This is a genomic window from Collinsella sp. LCP19S3_H3 (genome assembly GCF_052119145.1).
Classification (GTDB): Bacteria; Actinomycetota; Coriobacteriia; order Coriobacteriales; family Coriobacteriaceae; genus Collinsella.
Map to the genome: position 1 here is coordinate 19,133 of NZ_JBQKFW010000003.1, position 15,368 is coordinate 34,500.

Genomic DNA, 15,368 nt, shown 5'->3' on the forward strand with positions numbered 1-15,368 from the left:
TGAGGTTGCATATGGTTGATGAGAACTTTGCCTGGCGGCTTACGCAGGAGCTCGTGAAGATTGATAGCTCGGACCCGGGCGCCTACGAAGGCGAGATCGAACACTTCATTAAGAGGCTCATTGAACAGCAGCTGGCGCAGCTTGATAGTCCTGCGCTCGATGCCGTGCAGATTGCAGAGCTCGAAGTACTCTCCGGGCGCCGCAACCTTATTGTCACCGTGCCGGGTGTGAGCGACGAGGCGCGACTCGTCTACATCTGCCATATGGATACCGTCACCCTAGGAGATGGCTGGGACGCGGACACGCCGCCGCTTGGGGCGGTTGTGCGCAACGACAAACTCTATGGCCGGGGCGCCTGCGACATGAAGGGCGGCCTGGCTTGCGCCATTACCGCGCTTGTCCACGCACTCGAGCGCGTGGCGGCAGAGGGCGAGCTGCCCCACCGCGGCTTCTCGCTTATTTTCTCGGTCGACGAAGAGGACTTTATGCGCGGCTCCGAGGCCGCCATCGATGCCGGCTGGGTCGGCTCGCGCGAATGGGTGCTGGACACCGAGCCCACCGACGGACAGATTCAGGTGGCGCACAAAGGTCGCACGTGGTTCGAGATCGAGATGACCGGCGTCACGGCGCATGCGAGCCAGCCCTGGAAGGGAGCGGATGCCGTCGCCGCCATGGCCGAGGCCGTCTGTGCGCTGCGCCATGCGTTCGCGGCGCTGCCCGTGCATGATGAGCTGGGGGCTTCGACCATCACGTTTGGACAGATCGAGGGCGGCTATCGCCCCTATGTCGTGCCCGACCGTGCCAAGGTCTGGGTCGATATGCGCCTGACGCCGCCGACCGATACGGCCGCCGCGACGCGCATGGTAGAGCAGGCCATCGCCGGCGCCGAAGCCACAGTCCCCGGTTGCCATGGAAGCTATACCGTGACAGGCGACCGCCCCGCCATCGAGCGCGATCCGGTCTCTCCCCTTCTAGCCGCGCTCAAGCGTGCCGCCGATGACGTGACAGGCGCGGACACGACCGTCGGCTTCTTTACCGGCTACACCGACACTGCCGTCATTGCCGGCAAGACGGGTAACCGCAACTGCATGAGCTATGGCCCAGGCTCGCTCGCGCTCGCCCATAAGCCCAACGAATATGTGCCCCACGCCGATATCGTTCGCTGCCAGCGGGTGCTGATCGCGCTCGCCGACAACACGCTCTGGGGCGCGAATAGCCAAGTTGGGGCATAATAAGCCGCAAACAAACCGACTAGCGCGTTAGGACTGTCCATGAAAGCTCTTCCGTTTCCCTGCATCCGCCCGGCTCAGGACCGTGTGCTCGAGGCTCTGCCGCAGATGGGCGACATCCTGAGCGGCAACGACGCCCTGCGCGGTGCGATTGCCGATGGGCTCATGCTCAAGGATCCGGGTGCGGCGTATTACGTGTACGAATGCTCCGGAGAGCCAGGGCGCGTGACGGGCGTTGTGGCAATTTGCCCGGTCGGCGTACTGACGGGCGGCGACGCAGCTTCCGCAGATGCGGCCGCAGCCGCCCGTACAATCGCCGAGCTCAAGGTGCAGCCGCGCCCCGTGTCGCTCGCCTACGAAGCCTCGCCCGTCATGGATATCATCCTTGGCGCCGCCAAAGAGGGCGCGGCGCTCTATGCCGTCACCGACCCCACCGGCATTACGCATCGCGTGTGGGAAGTCAAGCGCGAGGACGCTGTTGCCGCCATCCGAGCCATGCTCGATCAGGCACCGGAGCCGGCACTGGCCGACGACCCCGCCTACGCCGTCGCTCTGACCGGGGCGTCGCAGCTCCTGGCAGACGAGGCCCGCGCAGCCGGCACCTACACGGGCAAAGAGCCGTTCAACTTTACCGTGGCCGTGCTGTTCCCCGCCGCACAGGTCAGCGGCGTCGCGCCGCAGGTTCCGACGGGTCTGCTCACTCACCAGATCGCACGGTTCTAACGGGGCCTAAACGCCCAGCACAAAGACTCGGCAGCTCAACAAGCAAGGGGCGGGGATACATGCGCATGCATCCCCGCCCCTTTCGCATCAAACAATTACGCCGGCAAACCGCATCGCCGCACCCGCGCTACCCACGCCGCGGGCCCGCTGCCGCCACGAGTGGCTCTAGCCCCAGCTCACGCGCGTAATCCTCCTGCGTAAAGACTTCGACCAGTTCAAACGTATCGGTTGCATCGTCAAACGCAAAATGCAGAACCGAGCAGTTGCCCGGCACGCGCTCGCGCTCGTCGGCCGCCGCTCCCCTAGAGTGATCCAAAAACTCCTTGATGGCCGAGGCATGGCTCACCGCGAGCACGCACGAATGGTCCGGGCGTCGCATAAGATCGGTCAACGTCGTCACCATGCGCTCACGTACCTGCATCTGGCCCTCACCGCCAAACTGACGATAAAAGTCACGCCACGGACGCTCGGGCATCAGCATCACGCGCTCGGCCTCAAAGTCGCCAAAGAACCACTCGCGCAGGCCATCCAGACGCTCGTAGGCAAGGCCCGGCCACAGGCTGGCGATAGTCTGCTCGGTGCGGTGCAGCGTCGAGGTGTAGGCGTGATCGGGCTCAACGCCACGCGCACGCAAGAACATGCCGGCACGCGCCGCCTGCTCGCAGCCCAACTGCGTGAGCGGCGAATCGCTCCATCCCTGAATAATGCGTTTAAGGTTGAATATTGTCTGTCCATGACGGACCAGATACAGATCTTTGTTCATAGGGGTCCCTTCGTTCGTTACCAATCAAGGAGCGAAAACGCCCCGTCGCAATAGCCAAAATGAAGCACGGCACCGTTGTCGGGCTGCTCTCCCCCGCCGGTCACGCATCTAAGAAACTCCTGGCAGGCAGAGCCATGAGAGACCGCAAGCACACGATCGTGCTGCGGTCGGGCCATAATACGGGACAGCGCCGCGACCATGCGCGCCCGAAGCTCGCCTTCCGACTCGCCACCAAAGGCCACCGGATAATCGCCCCAGGGCTGCGGCGGCATATCGCGATTTGATGTGCCCTCCAGCGTGCCCAGGCGCCACTCGCGCAAATCATCGACCGGCTCTATGGGAAGATCCTCGCCAACGATCAGCTCGGCCGTGTGGCGCGCCCGACCCAACGGAGACGAATACGCGTGGTCAAAGGAGATACCGCGCGCCTCAAACGCCGCGCGCGTCGCCAGTGCCTGCTCGCGCCCGCGCTCCGTGAGCGGCGAGTCTTGCCAGCCCTGCAAAATGTTCTGCACGTTAAGCTCGGTCTGCCCATGCCGAACCAAATACAGATCGGACACACGCCCTCCCCTCGCACCACCACAAAGGGGACAGGCACCTTTGTGGTGGTTTGCCGCCGGATCGCGCCGCAACGACGCAACTACACCAGCACGTCGGCAAGCGGACGCTTGGGCACGTGATGCACCTGCGCCTCGTCGCGCCAGTAATTAATAGAACCGTCGGGGTTGGAATCGATCGCGTCGATAACCTGGGTCTCGGCCGACACGCCAAAGGCCATGATTAGCTTGAGCTCGTACTTGTCGCCGTCGAGCCCCATCGCATCGATCGCGCGGGGCGTAAAGGCCTTGAACATGCAAGCCGCCACCTCGGGCGTTGCGCTGCGCGCGGCGAGCATCATCGTCTGAGCCGCGATGCCCGTGTCGACCTCGGTGATAGGCGCGGCGGGCTTGCCGGGAACGGTGCGCTCGGCAAGAATTGCAATGTAGCCGGTCGGACGCTCGCCCTCGGCAGGACCCGGCCAGTCCTTGAGCGCCCCGGCCCATGCGAGTTCGTCAAACACGCGAGCGCAGTCCTCGGCACCGCTCACCACATGAAAACGCAAGCGCTGAGCATTGGCGCCACAGGGGACCAGGTGCGCCAGCTCTGCCAGCTCGAGCAAAAACTCGCGCGGCACGCGCATGGACTCGTCAAAACGGCGGCATGTGCGGGCGCGACGGACCAGCGCATCAAACGCATCCAGGCCAAGCTTTTCGCAACCCTGCTTTGCCATCGACTCGGCGCTCGACGGCACCACGGGAACTGCTTCGTTCATAGGGACCCCCAAAAAGCCAATTGTTCTTAGGAAAATCTAACCTAAAACGCAGGCAATAACGAACAGAGCTGCAATGTTCTACACCTGTTGAATAGAAAATCGCAACGTGGGGAACAACGGAAACAAATCGGGGCCTTTGAGTTGTGTTTCGCCCTCCCCCGGCCCATACGCCAGCTCCTTTAGGCGATACCAGTTGTAACGATCGCGGCTTACGCCGCACGGAAAGGAGGCCTCATGGGCATCTTTAAGAATGACGACCAACAATCGAGTCTGTTTGGATTTGACGAGAAAAGCATGGCAGGCAAGGCGATTAAAGCCGTGCGCTGGATCTACGCCGCCACGGGTGTCATCGCACTCATCGCCGGCATCGCGCTGCTGTTTGCACCCGCTAAGACCCTCGTCTTTTTGACGACCGTACTGGGCTTCTACTTTGTGATCACGGCTGGCGTCAGGCTGTTCACCGCCATTTTTGAGCCGCTGCTGCCCGCCGGCTGGCGCGTCACGAGCATCCTCGCCAACCTGCTCATCATCTTGGGCGGCGTGGTGATCCTGCGCAACCAGGCGCTTTCGACCGCGACGCTCAGCACGCTTGTGGTGGTCGTGGCCGGCTTTGGCTGGATTGTCGAGGGCATCATGTCGATTCTGGAGTCCGAGCTTTCTTCCAACCGCGCCCTCGCCATCCTGAGCGGCGCGCTCTCCATCATCGCCGGCGTGTTCGTGTTCATCTACCCGCTGTGGTCGGCAAAGATGCTCGTCATCTTTACCGGCGCTGCACTCCTGGTGTTTGGCGTGACGCTGGTTATTCGCGCTATCCGCTTTGGCAAGCTGGTGCACTAGATGCCGCGAACGCTGTTTATTGATGCCGACGCCTGCCCGGTCACGCGTGAGTCGATCGACTGCGCACGACGGGCGGGTGTTGCCGTGGTTGTTGCCGGCAACAGCACGCAAAACCTGGAGCGGCACATTCGCCGTGACGACCCACGCGATGCCGAGCACGCGCGACGTGGCTTTTGGGTCACAACACTCGACGTGAGCGTAGGCGCCGATAGCGCCGACTTTGCCATTATCGAGCGTCTGCAGGCAGGCGATGTGGTCGTGACACAGGACATTGGCCTGGCCAGCATGGTGCTCGGTCGCGATGCCGCCGCTATCGGCGTGCGCGGGCGCTTGTACGACAAAGCCACCATCGATATGCAGCTGTTTATTCGTCACGAAGAAAAGAAAGTGCGCCGCGCCGGCGGTCGCACCCGTGGACCGGCAGCCTTCACCAGCGAAGACCGCGCCCGCTTTAAGCGCAACCTCACCGACCTGCTGCGCTAACCAAGGTAGATTTTTGGGACATGCATAAAAATCTACCTTTTTGTTTTGGCGATTGGCGCGCATCCAACGCCGGTCATGGCGGTAGATCTTTGAGGAATGCCCCAGTTTTTACGGGATGCCTCAAACATCTACTTAGAGGCCAAAGGCGGAAAGGATAAGGCCCCAGCCGGCGCCGATGACGTACATCATGACCAGGAACACCGCGTTTTCGCGAGCGCTGCGGTTGGTGCGGAACAGCACCAGGTAACCCACGCCGGCAGAAATGAGCGTGCCGGCGAGCATCGGTGCCAGCTGCAGCGCGCCTTCCAGATACAGCTGCGTAATGACCACGCTCGCCGAGCAGTTGGGAATGAGGCCGACAAGCGCCGAACCCAGGACAGCGAGCGTCTCGTTGCCGCGCAGGAACTGCTCGATCGCGGACTCGCCGAAGGTCTCGAGCACGGCGACCAGAATCAGCGTCACCAGGAAAATGAATACCGAAACCTGTACGGTGTGCGAAATCGCGCTGCGGATAATCGACAGGACGGGCGCGCCTTTGTGTGAGTGGGAGTGACCGTGGTGGTGTTCGTGCTCGCCCTCGTGTCCGTGGTCGTGGCCATGTCCGTGGTCACGCTCGTCCTCGTCTTCATCACAACCGCAATGGTCGCGCTCGCACAGCTCATGGATGTGGTCGGCGCTCACGCCCGCCTCGGCCACCTCGTCGATGATGTCACCGCCGGTATGGTCGTCGTGCGCGCAGTTAACGTGCGCCGGATTGGCAGCGGTTCCCAACACGGTACGGCGAATCGCCGCATGAGCACGGGCGTTGCGACGCAGGCCGCGAATGACGGCATCCACGATAAAGCCCGTGACCAGCGCGATCAGCGCCTTCGAAGCCAAAAGCATCGCCATGGTCTGCACGGGAACCTGCTCGGCAAGCAGCAGTGGCAGCATCTCGTCGGAGGTCGAGAGAAACACCGCCACCAGGGTGCCCAACGTCACGACGCGACCGGCGTACAGCGTTGCCGCCATCGCCGAAAAGCCACACTGCGGCACCATGCCCAGCAACGAGCCAACCACGGGGCCAGCGGCGCCGGCACGCTTGATGGCGCCGTTGACACGATCGCCTGCCACATGCTCCAGCGTCTCGAGGGCCAGATATGTCACCAACAAGAACGGCACCAGCGAGAGCGTGTCCTTGCCGGCGTCGAGCAAAATATCAATCAGCAAATCCATGACGGATGGAACCTTTCGTGTCTTTCGGCAGCATTGTAAAAGTCCTAGCGGTCAACTAGGGTATTGTAGTTGTCCTAGGCGTGATGCCAATAGTTGCATATGGTAAACTATCATCTCGCCACATCTCAATGACCCCGAGCCGCACGACGCGGCCCGTCCAAGGAGCAGTATATGAATGTTTCGCAAGCACTCGAATACGAGCGCCAGCCGTTTATCCCCATGTTCATCTATGGCGATCACGCCGCCATGGAGTCCGAGCGTCAAAAAGGCGAAGAGGCCCTCAAGGTGCTCGAGACCGAGTACTTTACCGCCGAGGGCGACCCTGGCTTCGACTTTGCCACCGTGCGCGACCTGGCCGACCGCAACCGCGACCTATGCGACCAGATTGGCGAGGCGCGCCTGCGCAACGTGACGCCCGCGACGCTTTCGCGCGGCCTGTCCGACGCCGATACCTGCGCCGGCATCGGCAAGATGCAAAAGCGCACCGCCGCGTCCGTCATGCGCGAGATCCGCGGCGACCGCGATGCGCTCGGCGTGGCGTACGCCCGCAAGCCCATCCAGGGCACGGTGCTCGGCATCGACATCGAGACCACCGGCCGCGCACCCGAGCGCGGCTACATCATCAACGTGGGCTGGGAGATCATGGAGCTCACCAGCGACGCCGTCCCGCACGACGCCGAGGCACACTACTGCGGCCTGCCCGATATCTACCGCGGCGAAGATGTGCCGCTGTCGAATATCCATCACATCACCTGGAACGACATCGACGGCAAAACGCCCTTCCGCGAGAACAAGGAGCTGCAAAAGCAGCTGCTCAAGCTCATGAAGAAATACCCGTACATGGCGCACAACGCCGCCTTTGAGGACAGCTGGTTCAAGATCCATCTGGACGGCTATGCCGAGGCGCGCCGAGCCGGCAAGATTATCGTCATCGACTCACGCCAGATCTGCCGCAGCCTGGACGCCGACGTGCGCTCGCTCCCCCGCGAGTCCGCGCCCGCCGCACTCGAGAACTGGGCACGCCGTCGCGGCACCCTCGCGCCCGACGCCAACGAGCAGCACCTGGGCCTCGACGACACCGACCTCATGCTCCGCACGGTGCAGGCCGAGTTCAACCTCAAGAACCTGTTTGCCAAGTAGATTGCCAAGCAGAGGCGCCATTCGCGAGCAATACTTGCCGGACCATAGCGCCCGGCGCAAAAGCGACACGCCGAGGCGCCCCCCTCAAGCGACGCAAAAACGGGCCGATGTCCAAGCGGATATCGGCCCGTTTTTCGCGCCGTACAACATGGCCCTCCAGCCCCCGATGTCTAGCCGCCGCATAACCAAGTACTTCATCTGCGTATGTTCAAGCCAAATTGCACATTTTTGTTGACGCCGCCTTTGCATCAAAACGATGCTGACCAGCATCAGTTGTGGAGGTCTGCGTAGCCAGCGAGCTGCGACAATGCTCCAAATAGCATCTTTCTCCATCATTGACGTCAAGCGCTTGGACAGCTTTTGTTATGCCGCGCCATTTTGCCTTGGCATTCATTGCGAACCCCGCCGCCTGGTCTGCCATGCTATCTGTATGAGTATCGTGCTTTCACATAACACGGCAAAAGCGGTCTACCAAGCCGCATACTCGGTATCCGCAATTGGCACCGAGCCCTGCAGCCCTGCCAAGATCTACGGGGCGCGCCCCAGCAAGGATCTGCTCGACTCTGCCGCCGACTGGCTCGCCAGGCACAACGTCGCTCTGGATAACGATGCCCCGCTCGATACAACGGTGTTCGAGCGCGCAAACGTGCGCAGCATGACGGGCTGCAAGTGCCACGTATCATCCAAGCGATTCGCGGGCTCGCGCTTTATCAAGCTTGCCGACGACATCTATATTGTCGGCGTCGAACTCTGTGCGCTTCAGGCCGCAACCTATCTTCCCTTTCGAGAACTTGTGGAGTACTACTTCGAACTGTGTGGAGCCTATTCCCTTGGGCACGATGCCTCGACATCCTATACCGAGCGCTTCGCGCTCACCTCGACTTCGAGCCTTAAACATTTCTTTAACTCCCTCATCGACTGCAAGGGCCTCGAACTTGCTCGAAAAGCCATCCAATGCGTGCGGGACGGATGCCGATCGCCGATGGAAACGGCGTTTGTCATGATGCTCACGCTACCCAGACGCGAGGGCGGTCTTGGCATTAGCGAGATCGAGACCGACTACGAAGTAAAGGTCACAGCTGCTGCAAAGAATCTCACGCGGCGCGAAAAGTTCTATATGGATGCATATCTCAAGCGGTCCCGAACCGATATCGAATACAACGGATTTCAGCACGATGCCGAAGAAGACCGCGCCATTGACGAAGAGCGCAAGAACGCGCTGGCGTCCATGGGCTACGGAATCATTACCGTCAGTCGCTATTCCTTTATGCACGCCAGCGCCTTCGCCAGGGTTATGGAGGCAATCCAGCGAAAGGAGGGCATTCGCCCATCGCGCCTGCCCAAAGATTTCGCAATCAAGCAAGAAGAGCTGCGACAATTTGTGCTCAGGAGATTTATCGAGGAAAAGAAGCGTATTGAGGAGCTCCTCCGTCAAGACGCAGCGCAGGGTAATGCACTTGAGCTCGAGCGCGCAGTGCTCGAGGGCATCTCGCTGGACGACCCGACGATCAACAATGTCCCGGCCATCGACGACATGCAAGTCATCGAGCTGGATTGCCCGGAGTTCGCCCAAACAAGCACCTCCACACCCGAAGGCAGGGTGTACGGGGCCAGAACAGAGGCGGACTGACAGGGTGGGTACCCCGGCGACGTGCAAAAACGGGAGTTTTCAGCAGAGCCGAGTATCCGAGGGCGGCCGAATTGCCCCATTTTGCACCGAAGCCGCTGTTTTCGATGTAAGTTAGGCAACAGCTGGGGAATATCTATTGCCATTTGCACTCCAGTAAAGCCCTGTGGCGGCAAACGACGCCGTATCATGCAATAAATAACCCCTCGTCGATGCTGAAAACTCCCCTTTTTGCACGTCGCTAGGGTACCCACGTTGGCATCGGCGGCCTTATCAGCACCAACCAATGCCCTTAGCCGCCTCTAGAGCCATCCGATAGCAAAAAATTTCGCAAATTATATTGACATATGAACATGCGCTCATATACTCGGAAGTAAGTTATATGAGCACATGTTCATATGAAAGGATATTGCAATGAGCGAACACGCCGATGAAATAAGGACCGACATCGACACCACCATCGTGCCCGACATCCCCACCACTTGCTCGCCCGAGGACCTTCCCGACGAGGAGCTGCTGTACGACCTTGCCGACTTGTTCAAGGTTTTCAGCGACACCACGCGTATCAAGATCCTCTACGCTCTCATGGGCCGCGAACTCTGCGTGGCCGACATCGCCGAGGCGACTGCGACCTCGCAGTCCGCGGTGTCGCACCAGCTGCGCACGCTCAAACAGTCGCACCTGGTTAAATTCCGGCGCGACGGGCGCAACATCCTCTACTCGCTCGCCGACGATCATGTCTACACCATGCTCAACCAAGGCATGAGCCACATCTGCGAATAGCGACCAACCACGGTACCAGAGCGGTCTGCACCCAAGCCGCAAATACAGGGAAAGGAACCCATCATGAAAAAGCAGTTCAAGCTCGACGAGATCGACTGCGCCAACTGCGCGCGTAAGCTTCAGGACGAACTCGCCAAGCTCGAGGGCGTCAAATCCGTTTCGGTCAACTTTATGACCCAGAAGCTGACGCTTGAGGCCGACGACGCTGAGTTCGACGAGGTCCTTGATCGCGTCGTGGAGTTCACCGCCGACGCTGAGCCGGACTGCGAGATCATTCTCTAGCCCAGGTTTACGCCAACCTGCAAGGCCGCGCTTGCCGCGGCCTTTGCTCGCGAAATTACATGAGCGAGTGTTCATACATTCAAATGGGAGGATTGAGTCATGGCCACCGCCGACCCCAAGAAGAAAAAGAAGAAGCGCAAGAAAAAAGAGTCACTCGAGCATAAACGCAACCGCATCCTGGTAGCGCTGGGTATTTTTGTCGTGGTGTACGCCCTCGATGAGCTCGGCGCCCTCACTATCGCATTTGGAGAGCCCGGCAACATCTACGCCAGCTTTGTGCTGTTCCTCGTGCCGTTTTTGATTGCCGGATACGACGTACTGCAAAAGGCATTCAATAACATCCGCCGCGGCAAGGCGTTCGACGAGAGCTTTCTCATGGCCGTCGCGACCATCGGCGCGTTTGCCATGGTGCTCTTCCCCGATACCGACCCGCACATGGCCGAAGGCGCCGCCGTTATGCTGTTCTACCAGGTCGGCGAGCTGTTCCAGGCATACGCCGTGGGCAAGAGTCGCAAATCGATCAGCGCCATGATGGACATCGCGCCCGATTACGCCAACGTTGAGCAGGCTGACGGCACGCTCGAGCAGGTCTTTCCCGATGACATCGCCGTCGGCACCGTCATTGTCATCAAGCCCGGCGAGCGCGTGCCCATCGACGGCGTTATCGTCGAGGGCGTAACCCAGCTCGACACCGCCGCCCTCACCGGCGAGTCGGTCCCCCGTACCGCCAAGACCGGCGACGATATCATCAGCGGCTGCATCAACATGACGGGTCTTATCCGCGTGCGCACCACCAAACCCTTTGGCGAGTCCACCGTCGCGCGCGTCCTGGAGCTTGTGGAAAACGCCAGCGAAAAGAAGGCGCGCACCGAAAACTTCATCACACGGTTCGCCCGCGTCTACACGCCCGCCGTCACCGGCGCGGCAGCGGTGCTCGCGCTCGGCGGCGGCCTGGTGACCGGTGCTTGGTCCGATTGGATCCTGCGCGGCCTGACCTTCCTCGTCGTCAGCTGCCCGTGCGCACTCGTAATTAGCGTGCCGCTGAGCTTCTTTGGCGGCATCGGCGGCGCGTCCAAGCTGGGAGTTCTCATCAAGGGCTCCAACTACCTCGAGGCGCTCGCCGATGTGGATACCGTCGTCTTCGACAAAACCGGCACGCTCACCAACGGCACGTTCTCGGTCGTCGCGGTGCACCCTGAGGGCGGCTATACCGAGCAATCGCTGCTTGAAGTCGCAGCCCTCGCCGAGTCGTTCTCCGACCACCCCATCGCGCAGTCGGTGCGCGCCGCCTTCCAGGGTCAACTCGACCCCAAGCGTGTATGCGAATCCGCCAACGACGCGGGCCACGGCGTGACGGCGAACATCGACGGCAAGCACGTCGTCGTCGGCAACGCCAAGATGCTCGCCGCGTCCGGCGTTGAAACACCGGACTGTGAGGTCGTCGGCACTATCCTCCATGTGCTGGTCGATGACGTCTATGCCGGTCACATCGTAATTGCCGACACCGTCAAAGCCGATGCCGAGCAAACGATTCGCGAGCTGCACGCCGCCGGCGTCAAGCGCACCGTCATGCTCACGGGAGACCGCGAGGAAGTGGCCGCCGCCGTGGCCAATCAGCTGGGAGTCGATGAGTTCCACGCGCAGCTTCTGCCAGGAGACAAGGTCGAGCGCGTCGAGGTATTGCTGGCGACCGAATCGGGCAAGGGCAAGCTCGCCTTTGTGGGCGACGGTATCAACGATGCGCCCGTGCTCACCCGTGCCGATGTGGGCATTGCCATGGGCGCCATGGGCTCCGACGCCGCGATTGAGGCCGCCGACGTTGTACTCATGGACGACAAGCCGTCCAACATTTCCCGTGCAATCCGCGTGGCTCGCAAGACCATGACGATTGTTTGGCAGAACATCATCTTTGCACTGGGTATTAAGGTGCTGATTCTGGTACTTGCGGCACTGGGCATTGCCAACATGTGGCTCGCCGTGTTCGGCGACGTGGGCGTGGCGATCATCGCCATCCTGAACGCCATGCGCGCGATGGGTGTCAAGAACCTGTAGCATACGTGGCTTTCCGGCCGGGCGACGCGGCACACCACGCGCAAGGGGCGTCCCCAACTGACGGCAGAAAAGGAACGTCCCCAAGTGCCGAGCCGCAGCTATAGCAGCCCAAAGTGCTTTGCGGCGTTGTAAATTCCGTCGTCGTCCACGGCGGTCGTCACGTAGGTCGCCGCAGCCTTTACCGTGTCTTGCGCGTTGCCCATGGCCACGCTCGTGCCCACGGCGGCAAACATCGACAGGTCGTTCTCGCCGTCGCCAAAGGCGATCGCCTCGCTCGCGTCGATACCCAGGCGCTCCAGCGTCGCCGCCACGCCCAGGTCCTTGCCGCCATTGGCCGGAATAATATCGCAGAACAGGTCGCACCAGCGCGTGGTGAGCGAATGCGACACGGCATCGGTCACGATATGCTCGTCGGCAGGATCCACAAAGGCGCAAAACTGGTAAACCGGCGCATCGAAGGCATGCTCAAACGGCTCCTCGTGGTAAACGATTCCCGCGTTGTTACCGGCCGTCACCACGCGCTCGGACAGGCGGTTCACAAACGAGTTCTCGCCCTGCATGCACAGTGAGTCATAGCGCCCCTGCGCCACCTGGTCCACAATCACCGCAACGTCCTCCGGATCAATCGGACAGCTGCGGTAGACGCCCTCGGCATCAAAGCAGTGCTGGCCCGAAAGCGTAATGTACGCATCCCAACCAAGATCGAACAGCCAATCGGGCATCTGGTAGGTCGGACGGCCCGTGGCGATCACGCACGCGATCCCCTGCTCGTGAAAGCTGTCGAGCACTTGCTGTGCCGACGCCGGAATCCGGTGCGTCTTAAAGCTCAGTAGCGTGCCGTCGATATCGAAAAACGCGGCTTTGATCATCCTCGTCTACTCCTCGCCCTCGAGCTTCTCGCTCGCCTCGAGCCACGCCATCTCCAGCTCGTCCATAGCGGCGTGAGCCTCGTCGATCTTTGCCTGCTGCTCGCCCAGCGCCGTGTAGTTGGTAGGGTCGACCTGAGCCATCGCGGCCTCGGCCTCCTCCACGCGAGCGCGCTGCGTCTCCATCTTGCGCTCGAGCGAGCTCACCTCGCGGCGGAGCTTCTGGCGCTCGGCATTGGAAAGGCCATTGGGCTGACCGCTCGCCTTGGGCTTTTCGGCCGCAGCTGCCGCGGCACCGGTGTCAAACGTGCCGGTCTTGGCGCTCGGCGCACCCACGGGCTCGCCCTCGGCGGTGGCATTGCACAGGCGCAGGTACTGGTCGACGCCGCCGGGCATATGCGTCAGGTGGCCGTCGAGCAGCGCCCACTGCTGGTCGGTCACGCGCTCCATCAAAAAGCGGTCATGCGTTACCAGAATCAACGTGCCGGGCCAACCATCGAGCAGGTCCTCGACAATCGCCAGCATGTCGGTATCCAGGTCGTTGCCGGGCTCGTCCAGGATGAGCACATTGGGCTCGTCCAGGATCGTCAGCAGCAGCGACAGGCGACGGCGCTGTCCGCCCGAAAGATCGCCGATGCGGCTCCAGAGCTGCTGCGTCGTAAAGCCCAGGCGCTCGCAGAGCTTCTCGGGCGAGGTCTCCTTGCCATCGATAACGTAGTACTTCTTGTAGTTGCTGAGCACCTCGCGGATCGTGTCGCCCATGTAGGGCTCGAGCTCCTCGAGCTGCTGCGACAGCACGCCAAAGCGCACCGTCTGGCCAATCTTCACGCGGCCGCGCAGGGGCGCGATCTTGCCCTGAATCACATCGAGCAGTGTGGACTTGCCGGCGCCGTTCTCGCCCAAAAGACCATAGCGGTCGCCCGCACCAATGAGCCAGGTCACGTCGGAGAGCACCTGCTTGGGCGCGCCGTCGGTATCGGCATAGCCGGCGTCCACGTCGACCACGTCGATAACCTGCTTGCCCAGGCGACTCACCGCCAGGCGCTTGAGCTCCAGCTCGTCGCGCACGGGCGGTACGTCGGCAATGAGCTCGCGGGCGGCATCCACGCGAAACTTGGGCTTGGTGGAGCGCGCCTGTGCGCCGCGGCTCAGCCACGCGAGCTCCTTGCGCGCCATGTTGCGACGGCGCTCCTCGGTAACGGCGGCCATGCGGTCGCGCTCTACGCGCTGAAGGATGTAGGCCGAGTAGCCGCCCTCGAAGGGATCGACCTGGCCGTCGTGGACCTCCCACATGCTAGTGCAGACCTCGTCCAAGAACCAACGGTCGTGCGTGACCACGAGCATGGCGCCCTGGCCGCGCTGCCAGCGGGCCTTTAAGTGGCGCGCGAGCCAGTTGATGGTGCGCATGTCCAGGTGGTTGGTGGGCTCGTCGAGCATGAGTACATCGTAGTCGCCGATCAGCAGGCGCGCGAGATCCACGCGGCGGCGCTGACCGCCCGAAAGCTCGCCCACCGTGCCCTCCCAGGGCACATCGCTAATAAGGCCGGCCAGGATCTGGCGCGTACGCGGGCTCGACGCCCATTCGTACTCGGGCGTGTCGCCGACGACGGCATGATGCACGGTGTCGGTATCGACCAGGTTGTCCTTTTGGCCGAGCAAACCAATCGTGGTGTCGCGGCGATGCGTCACGCGGCCGTCGTCGGGGTCCAGCATACCGGCGAGCACACTCAGCAGCGTCGATTTGCCGTCGCCGTTTTTGCCGACGATGCCAATGCGGTCGCCCTCGTCCACGCCGAGCGTCACGCTATCGAAAATATGCTTGGTGGGAAACTCTAGGCTGACGGAATCGCATCCCAAAAGAATCGCCATATGCCCTGCTCCTTCGTAGAAATTCAACGTTGTCCATGATAGCAGCGAGCCCCACCCCAAAACCTACCAAAAAGGGACAGGTTTTTTTGGCAGGTTTTATCTGGGCAAACGTCAGAGCAGTCCAAGGGCACTCCGTGGTAAAACGTTAAACCTGCCAAAATAAACCTGTCCCTTTTTGGGGCTCTTC

Annotated in this window: 16 protein-coding genes; 9 read left to right on the top strand and 7 right to left on the bottom strand. The window is 61.6% G+C overall.

Annotated elements, in window-relative coordinates:
- The first annotated feature begins 11 nt into the window (after nucleotides 1-11).
- Entirely contained in the window at nucleotides 12-1,232 is a 1,221-nt protein-coding gene (locus tag ACTQZF_RS01985; protein WP_441554426.1) for a M20 family metallopeptidase, read from the top strand.
- 39 nt (nucleotides 1,233-1,271) lie between these two features.
- Nucleotides 1,272-1,952: a DUF1015 family protein gene (locus ACTQZF_RS01990; RefSeq protein WP_441554427.1), complete on the top strand. Its 681-nt coding sequence runs from the start codon at nucleotides 1,272-1,274 to the stop codon at nucleotides 1,950-1,952.
- A gap of 127 nt (nucleotides 1,953-2,079) precedes the next feature.
- Here the strand turns inward: ACTQZF_RS01990 and ACTQZF_RS01995 are convergent, their stop codons facing one another.
- The 3 genes from ACTQZF_RS01995 to ACTQZF_RS02005 all read right to left on the bottom strand — a co-directional run bounded on the left by ACTQZF_RS01995 (nucleotide 2,080) and on the right by ACTQZF_RS02005 (nucleotide 4,027).
- The gene (locus ACTQZF_RS01995) at nucleotides 2,080-2,715 is read right to left on the bottom strand and encodes a histidine phosphatase family protein (RefSeq protein WP_441048236.1); all 636 of its coding nucleotides are present in this window, start codon (nucleotides 2,713-2,715) and stop codon (nucleotides 2,080-2,082) included.
- 17 nt (nucleotides 2,716-2,732) lie between these two features.
- Nucleotides 2,733-3,275 carry a histidine phosphatase family protein gene (locus tag ACTQZF_RS02000; RefSeq protein WP_427747436.1) on the bottom strand — a complete coding sequence of 181 codons (543 nt, stop codon included), beginning with the start codon at nucleotides 3,273-3,275 and terminating at the stop codon, nucleotides 2,733-2,735.
- An 80-nt stretch (nucleotides 3,276-3,355) separates the two neighbouring features.
- Nucleotides 3,356-4,027, bottom strand: a complete 672-nt coding sequence (locus ACTQZF_RS02005) for a nitroreductase family protein (RefSeq protein WP_441554428.1) — start codon at nucleotides 4,025-4,027, stop codon at nucleotides 3,356-3,358.
- 234 nt (nucleotides 4,028-4,261) lie between these two features.
- On the opposite strand from ACTQZF_RS02005, the gene ACTQZF_RS02010 reads away from it, so the two are divergent.
- Both ACTQZF_RS02010 and ACTQZF_RS02015 read left to right on the top strand, forming a co-directional pair.
- Entirely contained in the window at nucleotides 4,262-4,864 is a 603-nt protein-coding gene (locus ACTQZF_RS02010; RefSeq protein ID WP_118099399.1) for an HdeD family acid-resistance protein, read from the top strand.
- Nucleotides 4,865-5,347 (top strand): YaiI/YqxD family protein, encoded by a 483-nt coding sequence (locus ACTQZF_RS02015; protein WP_441554429.1) that lies wholly within the window; start codon nucleotides 4,865-4,867, stop codon nucleotides 5,345-5,347.
- 132 nt (nucleotides 5,348-5,479) lie between these two features.
- Here the strand turns inward: ACTQZF_RS02015 and ACTQZF_RS02020 are convergent, their stop codons facing one another.
- The gene (locus tag ACTQZF_RS02020) at nucleotides 5,480-6,562 is read right to left on the bottom strand and encodes a putative manganese transporter (protein ID WP_441554430.1); all 1,083 of its coding nucleotides are present in this window, start codon (nucleotides 6,560-6,562) and stop codon (nucleotides 5,480-5,482) included.
- A gap of 171 nt (nucleotides 6,563-6,733) precedes the next feature.
- On the opposite strand from ACTQZF_RS02020, the gene ACTQZF_RS02025 reads away from it, so the two are divergent.
- Nucleotides 6,734-7,702, top strand: a complete 969-nt coding sequence (locus ACTQZF_RS02025; protein WP_441554431.1) for a 3'-5' exonuclease — start codon at nucleotides 6,734-6,736, stop codon at nucleotides 7,700-7,702.
- A 208-nt stretch (nucleotides 7,703-7,910) separates the two neighbouring features.
- On the opposite strand, the gene ACTQZF_RS02030 is transcribed toward ACTQZF_RS02025, so the two are convergent.
- A complete protein-coding gene (locus ACTQZF_RS02030) occupies nucleotides 7,911-8,123 on the bottom strand; it encodes a hypothetical protein (RefSeq protein ID WP_441554432.1) in 213 nt (70 codons plus the stop codon).
- Between the two features lie 9 nt (nucleotides 8,124-8,132).
- Between ACTQZF_RS02030 and ACTQZF_RS02035 the strand changes: the two genes are divergently transcribed.
- The 4 genes from ACTQZF_RS02035 (at nucleotide 8,133) to ACTQZF_RS02050 (ending at nucleotide 12,446) form a co-directional block, all read left to right on the top strand.
- The gene (locus tag ACTQZF_RS02035; RefSeq protein WP_427794609.1) at nucleotides 8,133-9,332 is read left to right on the top strand and encodes a hypothetical protein; all 1,200 of its coding nucleotides are present in this window, start codon (nucleotides 8,133-8,135) and stop codon (nucleotides 9,330-9,332) included.
- Nucleotides 9,333-9,743: 411 nt separating this feature from the next.
- On the top strand, nucleotides 9,744-10,112 hold the full coding sequence (locus tag ACTQZF_RS02040) for an ArsR/SmtB family transcription factor (RefSeq protein ID WP_117794534.1): 369 nt from the start codon (nucleotides 9,744-9,746) through the stop codon (nucleotides 10,110-10,112).
- Nucleotides 10,113-10,175: 63 nt separating this feature from the next.
- Nucleotides 10,176-10,394 (top strand): cation transporter, encoded by a 219-nt coding sequence (locus tag ACTQZF_RS02045; RefSeq protein WP_195363207.1) that lies wholly within the window; start codon nucleotides 10,176-10,178, stop codon nucleotides 10,392-10,394.
- Nucleotides 10,395-10,493: 99 nt separating this feature from the next.
- Entirely contained in the window at nucleotides 10,494-12,446 is a 1,953-nt protein-coding gene (locus ACTQZF_RS02050) for a heavy metal translocating P-type ATPase (RefSeq protein ID WP_441554433.1), read from the top strand.
- Between the two features lie 98 nt (nucleotides 12,447-12,544).
- Here ACTQZF_RS02050 and ACTQZF_RS02055 read toward each other — a convergent pair whose 3' ends face one another.
- Together ACTQZF_RS02055 and ACTQZF_RS02060 are read right to left on the bottom strand one after the other, a co-directional pair.
- Nucleotides 12,545-13,315: a Cof-type HAD-IIB family hydrolase gene (locus tag ACTQZF_RS02055; protein ID WP_441554434.1), complete on the bottom strand. Its 771-nt coding sequence runs from the start codon at nucleotides 13,313-13,315 to the stop codon at nucleotides 12,545-12,547.
- Nucleotides 13,316-13,321: 6 nt separating this feature from the next.
- Complete coding sequence (locus ACTQZF_RS02060; protein WP_441554435.1) at nucleotides 13,322-15,181, bottom strand: ABC-F family ATP-binding cassette domain-containing protein; 1,860 nt, start codon at nucleotides 15,179-15,181, stop codon at nucleotides 13,322-13,324.
- Nucleotides 15,182-15,368: the final 187 nt, after the last annotated feature.